This window comes from Gordonia soli NBRC 108243 (assembly GCF_000334455.1).
In the GTDB taxonomy this organism is placed as follows: Bacteria; Actinomycetota; Actinomycetes; order Mycobacteriales; family Mycobacteriaceae; genus Gordonia; species Gordonia soli.
This window is the reverse complement of sequence record NZ_BANX01000003.1, coordinates 89,329-101,312: the sequence shown is the minus strand read 5'-3', so window position 1 is coordinate 101,312 and position 11,984 is coordinate 89,329. Positions and strand designations below refer to the sequence as shown.

At 68.5% G+C, this 11,984-nt stretch carries 11 protein-coding genes; 6 read left to right on the top strand and 5 right to left on the bottom strand.

From position 1 onward, the window contains the following. Positions 1-49 precede the first annotated feature (49 nt). Entirely contained in the window at positions 50-1,321 is a 1,272-nt protein-coding gene (locus GS4_RS02220) for an acyl-CoA dehydrogenase family protein (RefSeq protein ID WP_007617041.1), read from the top strand. A 77-nt stretch (positions 1,322-1,398) separates the two neighbouring features. After that, positions 1,399-3,543 carry a 4-alpha-glucanotransferase gene (malQ, locus tag GS4_RS02215; RefSeq protein WP_007617039.1) on the top strand — a complete coding sequence of 715 codons (2,145 nt, stop codon included), beginning with the start codon at positions 1,399-1,401 and terminating at the stop codon, positions 3,541-3,543. Between the two features lies 1 nt (position 3,544). Here malQ and GS4_RS02210 read toward each other — a convergent pair whose 3' ends face one another. Genes GS4_RS02210 through GS4_RS02200 form a run of 3 tightly spaced genes read right to left on the bottom strand, consistent with a single transcriptional unit; the run spans position 3,545 to position 6,464 of the window. Next, entirely contained in the window at positions 3,545-4,792 is a 1,248-nt protein-coding gene (locus GS4_RS02210) for an MFS transporter (protein ID WP_040509194.1), read from the bottom strand. 57 nt (positions 4,793-4,849) lie between these two features. Continuing rightward, a complete protein-coding gene (locus GS4_RS02205; protein WP_007617034.1) occupies positions 4,850-5,992 on the bottom strand; it encodes an FAD-dependent monooxygenase in 1,143 nt (380 codons plus the stop codon). Between the two features lie 7 nt (positions 5,993-5,999). Next, on the bottom strand, positions 6,000-6,464 hold the full coding sequence (locus GS4_RS02200; RefSeq protein ID WP_007617033.1) for a hypothetical protein: 465 nt from the start codon (positions 6,462-6,464) through the stop codon (positions 6,000-6,002). Positions 6,465-6,587: 123 nt separating this feature from the next. On the opposite strand from GS4_RS02200, the gene GS4_RS02195 reads away from it, so the two are divergent. Beyond that, positions 6,588-8,069, top strand: coding sequence for a flavin-containing monooxygenase (locus GS4_RS02195; protein ID WP_007617031.1), 1,482 nt, complete (start codon positions 6,588-6,590; stop codon positions 8,067-8,069). A gap of 60 nt (positions 8,070-8,129) precedes the next feature. After that, positions 8,130-9,047 (top strand): formylglycine-generating enzyme family protein, encoded by a 918-nt coding sequence (locus GS4_RS02190; RefSeq protein WP_500778500.1) that lies wholly within the window; start codon positions 8,130-8,132, stop codon positions 9,045-9,047. Between the two features lie 27 nt (positions 9,048-9,074). Here GS4_RS02190 and GS4_RS02185 read toward each other — a convergent pair whose 3' ends face one another. Further along, positions 9,075-9,908, bottom strand: coding sequence for an SOS response-associated peptidase (locus tag GS4_RS02185; protein ID WP_007617026.1), 834 nt, complete (start codon positions 9,906-9,908; stop codon positions 9,075-9,077). 79 nt (positions 9,909-9,987) lie between these two features. Further along, on the bottom strand, positions 9,988-10,470 hold the full coding sequence (locus GS4_RS02180; RefSeq protein ID WP_007617024.1) for an aminoacyl-tRNA deacylase: 483 nt from the start codon (positions 10,468-10,470) through the stop codon (positions 9,988-9,990). 384 nt (positions 10,471-10,854) lie between these two features. Here GS4_RS02180 and GS4_RS02170 point away from each other — a divergent pair, with 384 nt between their 5' ends. Both GS4_RS02170 and rsrA read left to right on the top strand, forming a co-directional pair. Continuing rightward, positions 10,855-11,589: a sigma-70 family RNA polymerase sigma factor gene (locus tag GS4_RS02170; RefSeq protein WP_245555537.1), complete on the top strand. Its 735-nt coding sequence runs from the start codon at positions 10,855-10,857 to the stop codon at positions 11,587-11,589. Further along, positions 11,586-11,909: a mycothiol system anti-sigma-R factor gene (gene rsrA, locus GS4_RS02165; protein ID WP_007617020.1), complete on the top strand. Its 324-nt coding sequence runs from the start codon at positions 11,586-11,588 to the stop codon at positions 11,907-11,909. The genes GS4_RS02170 and rsrA overlap by 4 nt, the downstream gene beginning before the upstream one ends. Positions 11,910-11,984 lie beyond the last annotated feature (75 nt).

Sequence of the window (11,984 nt, the reverse complement as noted above, 5' to 3'; positions counted from 1 at the left end):
TCCTACGCTCGCTTGCACCGACGAACCGAGCACGAGGAGACGAACTCCGATGACCACGAACACGATCGACCAGGCAGCTCCGGCCGCGCCCACTGCGCACCGCCCCGACATCGAGGCGACCCTCGCCTCGTGGGAGGGTCCCGTTCCCTCCACGCGTGAGGGGTGGATCACCCGCGCAGCAGAGGCCGCAGCGCTGGTCGGCACGACCTCGCTGGCCCGCGACACCGAGGCCGCGAACCCGGTGCAGGAGGTCGAGTGGATTCGGCGTGCCGGGCTGATCGGGCTGCAGGGACCGGTCGAGCACGGGGGCGGGAACGCGGACTGGGCCACGGTTCTCGACGTCGTCGCCGAGTTCGCCAAGGTCGAGGGATCGATCGCGAACATCCTCGGATGGCACTACGCCTACTTCTGGCTGTTCCGTTCCTTCGGTACCCCTGAACAGCGGGAGCGGTGGGAGCGTGAGGTGACCGTGAACCGCCAGCTGCTGGCGGGTATCGCGAACTTCCGCGACGACGCGATCGCAGCCACGGACGAGGGCGACCACCTGATCTTGCACGGTGGCAAGCAGTTCAACACCGGACTCCCGGTATCCGATCGTGTGGTCATCGGCGTCGCCATCGACGGTGGCGACGTGTTCTTCGTCCTCGCCGACACGCAGCAGTCGGGCATCATCTACGGCGACGACTGGGACACCCTGGGTCAGCGTTCGACGGGGAGCGGTTCAGCGCGGATCGAGGGTGTCGAGGTGGCGTGGACCGAGGCGATCGGATTCGCCGACAAGCAGTTCCAGCCACAGAACGCCAACCTGACGCCCGGACTGACCTCGCAGACCCTGATGCCGACCTTCTACGTGTCGCTCGCGCGCGGCGCGCTGGACCGTGCCGTGGAGTACGTCACCGAGAACTCGCGGTCGTGGCTGCACTCGGAGTACGAGCGCGCCATCGACGAACCCCATGTGCTGGACGGTTTCGGCGGCCTGCAGTCGCATCTGCTCGCAGCCGAGGCCCTCTTGCGCGAGGCGTCGGCAAAGGTCAGTGCCGCTCTGGACGACCCGAACTCGATCACGCCGGAACGCCGTGCAGAGCTGGCCGCGCTGCTCTCCGCGGTCAAGACGGTTGCGGTGGAGACCGGCATCGAGGTGACCACCACCATCTTCGAACTCGTCGGCGCCCGAGCCACCGCCCGCCGCTACGAACTCGACCGGTTCTGGCGGGATCTGCGCACCCAGAGCCTTCACGACCCGGTCGCCTACAAGCGACGGCAGGTCGGCGCATACCTTCTGCGTGGTGACCAGCCGTTGGCCGTCGACTGGTATTCCTGAGCCACGGTCGTGTCGCCTGAGCGGTAGGTGGCCGTCCTTCCCGCGCGGCCAGCCGCGGAAACTGTCACCATGGAGCGGTGAGCATCGACGACGGCGCCGACGCCGATCTGCGGGCACTGGCGCGCGCGCACGGGGTGGCAACCAGCTATGTCGGCTGGGATCAGCTCGATCATCCGGTGGGTGCGGAAACGCTTGTCGCGGTGCTCGGTTCCCTCGGCGTCCCGGCCACCACCGACGATGAGATCGCGGCGTCGCGCCGAGATGCCGAACTCGCCGAGTGGCGGTCGTTCGTGCCGCCGGTGGTGGTGACGACCGAGGGCGACGTCGATGCGGACGTGATCGTCCACGTGCCCGAGGGGCACCCGGTCCATGTGATCATCACGACCGAGAACGGTGTCTCGCTCACGCCCACCCAACGGCAGGTCCGGGTCGAACCGAACGATGTGGACGGGGTCCTGCTCGGGCGTGCGACATTCTCCGTCCCGGTCGATCTACCACCCGGGTACCACCGGCTCAGTGCGCGCGATCCGGTCACGGACCGGCACGCCGAATGCGACCTCATCGTCACCCCGCGCCGACTAGACACCGCCGACCGGCTCACCGATCGTCAGCGATGGGGCCTGGCCGTTCAGCTGTACTCGATTCGCTCCCAGAAGTCCTGGGGGATCGGCGACTTCGGTGATCTCGGTGCCATGGCGGAGATCGCGGCGCGGCGTCACGGCGCTGACTTCGTGCAGATCAACCCGGTACACGCGGCCCAGCCACGGCCACCGATCGAGGCATCACCGTACCTGCCGACCACGCGGCGGTTCGTCAATCCGATCTACATCAGCATCCTCGACATCCCGGAGGTGGCGCGTCTGGGACCACGGGCGCGTCGACGTGTCCGCAAACTCGCGAAGACACTGGCCGCGGAGAACACCTCGATCCGGAAGATCAAGCGCAACAAGGTCTACCGGGCGAAGCTCCGTGCCCTCGAACTGATCTGGTCGGTCCCGCTCGATGATGCCCGCGAGCACGAGTTCCGGGAGTATCGAAAGGCCGAGGGGCGCGGACTCCGCCGATTCGCGACCTGGTGTGCACTCGCCGAGGAGTACGGCACCGACTCGCCGCGGTGGTCGACCGACTTCACCGACCGGCAGGTGGTCCTCCGGGAGCGTCGCGCCCACGCCGATCGGGTCCGCTTCTTCGCCTGGCTGCAGTGGATCTGCGATCAGCAACTCGCCGCGGCCCAGGACCGCGCCCGGGCGGCGGGCATGTACATCGGTGTGATCACCGACCTCGCGGTCGGCGTCGATCGCACGGGCGCCGACATCTGGATGCTGGGTGACGTCCTGGCACGCGGCGCGACCGTCGGGGCACCTCCGGACGGGTTCAATCAGCAGGGCCAGGGCTGGGATCAGCCGCCCTGGCATCCACGTCGGTTGGCCGAGGCCGGCTATCGGCCGTACGCGGAGATGCTGCGGACGGTCCTCCGGCACGCGGGCGGTGTCCGGGTCGACCACATCCTCGGGCTCTTCCGGCTCTGGTGGATTCCCGACGGTAGGGGGCCGGCCGACGGCACATACGTCGACTACGACCACGAGGCCCTCATCGGCATCCTGGCACTCGAGGCGCAGCGGGCCGATGCGGTGGTGATCGGCGAGGACCTCGGAGTCTTCGAGCCGATCGTGCAGAAGTCGTTGCGCGAGCGAGGGATTCTCGGCACCTCGATCCTGTGGTTCGAGCACGGCGACGACGGTCCGATCCCACCGGAGGAGTACCGGCAGCTGTGCCTGACATCGGTGACCACCCACGACCTGCCGCCGACCATCGGTTATCTGGCCGGTGACCACATCGAACTACGTTCACGCCTGGGGCTGCTCGAGACCGGCGAGGAAGCCGAGCGCGCCCGCGACGAGGCGGATCGCGACGCGATCCTGGCGCTGGCCCGCGACCGCGGCCTGCTGTCCGCCGATGCCTCGCCCACCGATCCGGCCATGGTCGAGGCGCTCTACCGCCTTATTGCCGCGACACCGTCTGCGTTGCTCGGCGTCGCGTTGGTCGACGGTGTTGGGGAGCGGCGCATCCAGAACCAGCCCGGCACCGGCGGTGACCAGTACCCGAACTGGCGCATCCCGCTCGCCGACGATCGAGGGCGGGCCGTCGGGGTCGAGGACCTCGCCACGCATCCACGACTGGTGTCGCTCGCCGCCGCGCTCCGGGATGCAGGCGTCGGCTGAATCAGGCGTCGGCAGGTGTCCGTCGGGCCTCGATGATCGTCCACACCAGCGCAAGGAGGGCGAGCACTGCGACCGCGCTGTTGAGCACCTCGCCCGCGGTCTGCAGACCCCAGTGCGCGGCCGCGAAGCCCTGACCGACGATCGGTAGCGAGATCGCGACGTAGGCGACGACGAAGTAGGTGGAGGTGACCTCGGCGCGGCGATGCTCCGGGCTGGCGCCGACCACCGCCGCCAGGCCCTTGCTGAACGAGAGTCCTTGACCGGCACCGCTGATGACGGCGCCGAGGACCAGCACCACGAACGACTTCGCGACGAGTCCGCCGATCAGCACCAGCACGCCGGCCACCAGCAGCGAGCAACCGATGATCAACGCGCGTTCGGTGGGCACCGACCGACCGACGATCTGCGCGATCGTCGACGAGAGGAAGAGGATCGCGACGAGGATGCCTGCGACCGCGTGACTGTCGATGCCGATGATCTGCGACACGAACGACGGTGCGACGCCGGTGAACGACCCCATCACCGCGAAACCGGCGAAGGCGGCGATCGACGCGCGGGTGAAGACACCGCGCATCTCCGCGGGGACCGACAGTCGCTGGACCGACGGCCGCGCACCCGGTGTCACATCCACCGACTCCGAGACGAACCAGATCCCGACGCCGACCACGGCGAGCAGTACGAGGTCGACGATGAACGGTGTGCGCAGCGGCGCCGGACCGTACTCGGCGAGCAGCCCGGCCACCAGCGGTCCGAGACCGAGTCCGCCGATGTTGGCCGCGGTCGCGATCGCCGGAGCGCGTGAGCGCCACGAGGCCGGGGCCAACTCGATGACCGCCGCGGTTGCGGCTCCCGCGTAGATCCCTGCCGACACACCCGACAGCACCCGTCCGAGCATCAGTTGCCAGATCGGTCCGGCGGTGAGGAAGACGACGGCGCTCGCGATCGAGAAGAGCGCCCCCGCGATCAGCAGCGGTCGGCGGCCGACGACGTCGGACCATCGACCGAACAGGATCAGCGCGGCGATCACGCCCGCGGCGTAGACGGCGAAGATGATGGTGGTGGTGAGGACGCCGAACCCGAGCTCGCCGGAATAGATCGCATACAGCGGGGTGGGGAGCGTGGTACCCATCATCACCACCGCGAAGGCGAGGACCACGGACACGAATGCGAGGCCCCCCGACGTCCGGCGACGGGAGCCGACGGTCGATGCCGTGGACGAGGGAGCGGGCTGGTCCGCGCGGGAACTCATGACAGGACAAAGCATCGCACGCGTCGGGGCTATTCCGGGAGTGGGCCGATCTCACATCTACGGGTGCCAGTCCTGGATCCGGACCGACCGAGCCGACACGACCCGGTCGGGCGCGATGCGTAGTGCCGCATCCCGAAGCGCTGCCCGGACGCCGGCGGCCTGACCCACTCGTCCGACCAGACGTGCCTGGCTGGCGACGGCCTGGCTTCGGGGCCGCCGGATCGCGTCGTACTCGCCCAGCGCCGGCGAGATCCGTTGCCGGTCGTGGGCGACGATCGCAGGCCTGAGCAGCTTCTCGAGGACGGCGGCGTCTTCGAGCGCTTGGTTCGCTCCCTGACCCAGGTCGGGCGTCATGGCGTGGGCGGCGTCGCCGAGGAGGACCCGCGTGCCCTGCCGGTACGACGGCAACGGCTGCGCCAGGTACTCGATCGGCAGATACGAGACGGCGTCGGCGTCGGTTGCGTCGATGAGCTCACCGACAGGCGCGTGCCATCCGGCGAACGCCTCCCGGAGAACGGTGTGATCCGGGCGTGCGTCGCGATCGGTGGAGATGGCGGCGAACCAGTACACCCGTCCGTCTCGGAGTGGAGCGATCCCGAATCTCTTTCCGCTGCCGAAGGTCTCACCGCCTGCTGTCAGAGGGATCGGTCGGCGGGTGATGCCTCGCCACGCGCCGTAGCCGGCGTAGGTGACGCCCGGGTCCGCAGGCCATCCGGCTCGAACGCGACTTCGCAGTCCATCGGCCCCCACCACGACGTCGAAGTTGCCGACGCGCTCGTCATCGGCGAGCGTGACGCCGGTGTCGTCGGCGGCGACCACCTGCGCGCCGGTTCGGATCTCGACATCCGCGAGCCCGTCGAGGAGGGCGGTGTGCAGCTCGGTCCGATCCACCACGCGTATCCGCGCCGTCGCCTCCGAGCTGAAGCGGATCAGCCACGAACCGTCGGGGCGTCGACCACCGGCGGTGCCCGGTGGGGGAGCGTCCGCGGTCACCGCGCGGACGCGGTCGCCGAGCGACAGTGCATCGAGTGCGCGGAAACCGTTACCGCACAGCGACAGACCCGAACCGACCGGCGCGAACTCCGATGCTCGTTCGAGAACGACGACCTGCGCGCCGGACCGGCGCAACGCACCCGCGAGGGCGAGACCGCCCACACCGGCGCCGACGACGGCGACTCGAATCGGACCATTTCTCCGCATGAAGAGCTCAGACCCAGGAGGCCACCACGCCGGCGAGCAGCACCAGGACGCCACCCACCTCCGCGAGGATCAGTGCGAGCATGAACAGATGCGTGCCGGGCGTCGGCGACTCGAACTGATTGGTGGTGTCCTGCAACGCCCCGTGTACGCAGTAGGCGGCGACAGCACCGACGAAGAAGACGATCGCCACACCGGCCGCGGTCAGATTCACCACCGCGGGCCAGGCACTCAGGGCCACCAGCGCGGCCAGTACGAGGGTTGCGAACGAGTACATCAACGCTGCGCGGTGGGCCATGTCGACGTAGGGGTGGGCGAGATGGTCCGGGGAGGTACGCATCCCGTGGTACTTCCACACGCCCAACAGCAGCGCCCACACTAGGATCACGCCCGCGGCGAACACCACGATCGTCGAATCGGTGCCGATCAGGTGGCCGATCTCGCTCTGGGCCGAGAATGTCCGGGCTGCGGTCATCGCGCGAGGTTATCAACCCGCGCGCGGTGCTCGACATCGTCTGGATCGCCGCTGCCATTCCTTTCGACAGTGGCCTGAGTTACTGTGTCTCGAGTAACAGGTACATCGGCTGGGAGGTTGGTCATGCGGCCCGACTACGAGGCACTGATCGTCGGAGCGGGATTCGGCGGCATCGGTGCAGGCATCGAGTTGACCCGCCTCGGGATCACCGACTTCGTGATCCTCGAGCGCGAGGACGATCTCGGCGGCACGTGGCACGTCAACCACTACCCCGGCCTGGCGGTGGACATCGCCTCGGTGACCTACTCGTACTCGTTCGAGCCGAATCCGTATTGGTCACGACTCTTCGCGCCGGGTACCGAGCTGAAGAAGTACGCGAAGTACGTCGCCGACAAGTACGACCTCACCCGTCGGATGGAGTTCGGTGTCGCGGTCGAGCGCGCGGAGTGGAATCCCGACGAACACCTCTGGCAGGTGCGGACCTCCGACGGCCGGGACCGGAGCGCGAAGTATCTCGTGACCGCGACCGGGTTCCTCTCGCAACCACATGTCCCCGACTTCCCGGGGATCGACACGTTCGCCGGACGGATCATCCACACCACCCGCTGGGAAGACGGCCACGACTTCACCGGTGAACGCGCCGCCGTGATCGGCACCGGCGCCACCGCCGTCCAGCTGATCCCCGAGATCGCCGATCAGGCGCAGGCGCTGACCGTGTTCCAGCGGACGCCGATCTGGGTCGTCCCGAAGCTCGACTTCCCGATCCCCGCCGGTGTGCAGCGATTGTTCGCCCGGTTCCCGTTGACACAACGGGCCGCCCGACTCGTCAACACCTCGCTGCTCGAACTGTTGATGGTGGTCGGCGTGCTGCACTACCGGCAGGCCAAGATCGGCAACCGCATCGCCGCCCGACTGGCACGCGCGCACCTCCGCGCGCAGGTCGCAGACCCCGACACGCGGCGTCGGCTGACCCCGACCTACGACTTCGGGTGCAAGCGCCCGACGTTCTCCAACACCTACTTCCGGACCTTCAACCGGCCGCACGTGCAGTTGGAGACGGGCACCATCGAACGCGTGGTGCCCGAGGGCATCGTGACCGCCGACGGCGCGACGATCCCGGTGGACACCCTGGTGCTGGCAACCGGGTTCAACCTCTGGGACGTCAACTTCCCGGCGTTCGAGGTGATCGGCCGTGGCGGCAAGGATCTGGGCAAGTGGTGGCGCGACGGCCGGTTCCAGGCGTACGAGGGCATCACCGTGCCGGGCTTTCCGAACCTGTTGTCGCTCAACAGTCCCTACTCCTACAGCGGGCTCTCCTACTTCACGACCATCGAAGGGCAGATGCGCCACATCCGGCGGCTGTTCACCGAGATGCGACGCCGGGGCGACTCGACGTTCGAGGTCTCCGAGCGCGCCAACGACGCCTTCCTCGACCGCGTCACCGACGACCTGCAATCGTCGGTCTTCTACACCGGTGACTGCTCGCGGGCCCGGAGCTACTACTTCAACCAGCACGGCGAGGCGGCCCTCCTGCGTCCGTCGTCGACCTTGTCGACATTGCGGGAGATGGAGCGGTTCCCCTTGGCCGACTATGCCTTCAGCTGACCGGGCCTTCAGCTGACGCGCCGAGCGGGCCGGCTCCGCGGTGTGCCACCATCGATTCCGGTGGAGACGAACGCACGCCCCGAGATGATCCGGATCGACGGTGGTCGGTTCCGGATGGGGAGCGCACGCTTCTACCCGGAGGAACAGCCGGTCCGTGTGGTCGAGGTGGAGCCGTTCTGGATCGACCACGCGCCCGTGACCGTCGGCGAGTTCGCCCGATTCGTTCACGAGACAGGGCATGTCACCACCGCCGAGATCGCGCCGGATCCCGCGGAGTTCCCCGATGCCGATCCGGACCTGCTGGTCGCGGGTTCGCTGGTGTTCACCCCGACGTCGGGGCCCGTGCCGCTCGACGACCACCGCCGCTGGTGGCGGTTCGTCGCCGGCGCCTGCTGGTCGCGACCGTCGGGGCCGGGCTCCGATGTCGAGGGACGCGCCGACCACCCGGTCACCCATGTCTCGCACTCGGACGCGCTGGCCTACGCGGCGTGGGCGGGTAAGCGGCTGCCCGGCGAGGCTGAATGGGAGTTCGCCGCGCGTGGCGGCTGCGCGGACGCCCAGGGCGACGAACTCACCGCCGACGCCGAGTTCACCTGGGACATAGACGGAATCGACGATCTGGACGATGTGCCGGCCACCGTCTTCGTCGGGGACTTCCCGTGGCGCCACACCGGGCGTCGCGGTCCGGGCACGACGGCAATCTACACCAATCCGCCGGACCGCCGCGGGCTCGTCGACATGATCGGCAATGTCTGGGAGTGGACCGCCGACGCCCACACGCGTGATCACCGGCCACCGGCGGGCGGTAGCTGCTGCGCTCCGGCCCGCCCGGCCACCCTCGCCCGGCATCGCACCATCAAGGGTGGGTCCCACCTGTGTTCGCCGCAGTACTGCCTCCGGTACCGGCCGGCTGCCCGACAGGGACAGGATGAGGACTCCTCGACCGGTCACCTCGGGTTCCGCTGCGTCGCGGACTGAATTCGGCGATCCCGCGAAGGATGCGGATCACACCGGCGCGAGCAGCTCCGGTCCGTTGTTGGCGACGCGGTTGACCAGCGGAGCGACCTCGCGGATCTCGATGGCGGCCGCCACATCGTCGGCGGGTGGCGCGAACAGATCCTCGGGTGCCGTTTCGTCCGGGTTCAACCAGGCGTCCCAGTTCTCGAACGGCATGATCAGCGGCATCCGGTCGTGGATGTCACGCAGGTCGCCCACCGCGTCGGTGGTGAGGATGGTCGCGCTCAACAGGGGAGCGGCGTCCTTCGGTGCGTCCTTGGGACGCCACACCGACCAGAGGCCGGCCATGAAGAGTCGGGTGCCGTCCTTGGGCGACATGAAGAACGGGATCTTCGTGGGCTTGCCACCGTCGGTCGCTGCGCCCTTCTGCCACTCGTACCAGCCGTCCATCGGGATCAGGCAGCGCTTGGACTTCACCGCGGTACGGAACGAACTCTTCTCGGCAGCGGTCTCGGCGCGCGCGTTGAACAGCAGCGGCCCTTTGCCCAGTTCCTTGGTCCACGGCGGCACCAGGCCCCATCGCATGGCGCGGACACGCAGGGCAGCGGCGTCGTCGGGGTCGTCCTGAGAGTGTCGCTTGACCACCGACATGATCGTGGTCGTCGGGGCGACGTTGTAATTGGGCCCCGGGCCGCGGGGCTTCTCCTTCTCGTCGACGCCGGGCAGTGTCGGTTGCTCCGCCCCCTGCTGGTCCGACGTCTCGTCGGTGTCGGCAGAGGTGCCCGATGCGGCGTCCGGACCGACGGAGGTCACCTCGTTGACAGCGTCGATCTCGGCCGCCAGCTTCGCCGGATCGGTGGTCACCGCATAGCGTCCGCACATGACCCCATGCTGTCACGGGGCGCCGACAGCGGGGAGCCACCGCGGGCAGCTCTGTCGCGCTGACCTCACCGTCGGACGATCAGGCGAGGACGGACGCGGTGACCGCATCGGTGACGGCGACCAGGTCGGTGGGGGCGAGCGCGATCTCGACGCCGCGTCGACCTCCACTGCAGAGGACCATCGGCCATGCCAGCGCCGACTCGTCGACCACGGTGGGCAGCCGGGTCCGTTGCCCCACCGGGGAGACCCCGCCGAGCACGTAACCGGTACTGCGGGTGACGTCGCGGGCCTGGGCCATGACCGCCTTGGAGCTGCCGAGTGCTGCGGCCGCCGCCTTCACCGACAGCCGCGCAGGGACCGGGAGCACGGCGACCGCGAGTGTGGAACCGAGGTCGATCACCAACGTCTTGAGGATCTGTTCCGGCGCCACCCCGAGTCGCTCGGTCATCACCGCGACCGCCTCGTCCCCATAGGCGTCGGAGCGTGGATCGTGGCCGTACCGATGTACGTCGTGGGCTATGCCGGCCTTCTCGAGTGCGGCGATCGCCGGAGTCGCGGCCATGGTTTCTCCTTCTCGATGCTGGTCGGGGATGTGTGTCGTCAGAAGCACGGAGGGTCGAAAGACGTTGCGATCGGAACAATCGGGCATCGGGCGCTGTTGTGACCTGTGATGCCGCCGGTGGAGGACGTCCGATCCACCGCCGACGGACCGGCGACCAGACCGGTTCGCCACCCGACACGTTCGACACGAAGGAGGCCGCCGACCGCGATGAGTGCGTCGACTCTTCTCGCCTCGCCCACGGACATGGAGATCATGTCCGGCTCGGTAGACTCGCCTGACAGCACCGGGCGCCATCCGGCTCCCGGCATCGACAGCGGAGACGTGTTCGTCACCGACCCGCGTCGCCCGCGAGACCGCGTCCTCACCGGCGTCGGTCGCACGGGGATCGTCACCGAAGGGATCGTAGTGGCCGAATCCGAGTCCCCCGACGAAGAGCCCACGACCACGCGTCGCAAGGGCGGTCGGTCTGCATCCGGCGCCGGCTCGCAGGCGCCACGCCGTGCGGATCCCACCGAGACACCCGAGGCGATCACCGAGCGCTTCGAACGGGACGCGCTGCCGCTGCTCGATCAGATGTACGGCGCCGCCCTGCGGATGACCCGCAATCCCGCCGATGCCGAAGATCTGGTCCAGGAGACCTACGTCAAGGCGTTCTCGGCATTCTCGTCTTTCCGTGAGGGCACCAACCTGAAGGCGTGGCTCTACCGGATCCTGACGAACACGTACATCAACTCGTACCGAAAGAAACAGCGTCAGCCTGCGCAGTACCCGACCGACGAGATCACCGACTGGCAGCTCGCAGCCAATGCCGAGCACACGTCCACGGGCCTGCGATCGGCCGAGATCGAGGCGCTCGACGCGCTGCCCGACGACGAGATCAAGGCAGCTCTGCAGGCACTGCCCGAGGAGTTCCGGATGGCGGTCTACTACGCCGACGTGGAGGGCCTGCCCTACAAGGAGATCGCGGAGATCATGGACACGCCGATCGGAACCGTCATGTCCCGGCTGCATCGTGGACGCCGACAACTGCGCGATCTGCTCGCCGACGTCGCACGCGAGCGCGGTTTCAACCGTTCGTCGGCCGAGAAGGCCACCACCGAGAGCGGGGCGGCCCGATGAGCACCGAACCCCGATCCGACGATCCCGGCCTCGATCCCGAGTTCAACCGTCTCGACTGCTCCGCGGTCATCGCCGACGTCTGGCTGCTGCTGGACAACGAGTGCGACCCCGGTGCGCGCTCGCGCCTGCAGGCCCATCTCGACGGGTGTCCGTCGTGCCTGGCCCACTACGGCATCGAGCAGCAGCTCAAAGCGCTCGTCAACCGCAAGTGCGGTGGCGATCAGGCTCCCGAGGGACTCCGCGAGCGTCTGCGCGTGGAGATCCGGAAGACCGTGATCGTCAGCGAGACCACCTACCGCGAGACCCGCGGGCAGGACTGACTGCTTCTGGACCGACGGTGCAGTAGGCCCGCCGGTGCAGTGAGCGCGACGACAGAGCCCGGGTGTCGATCATCG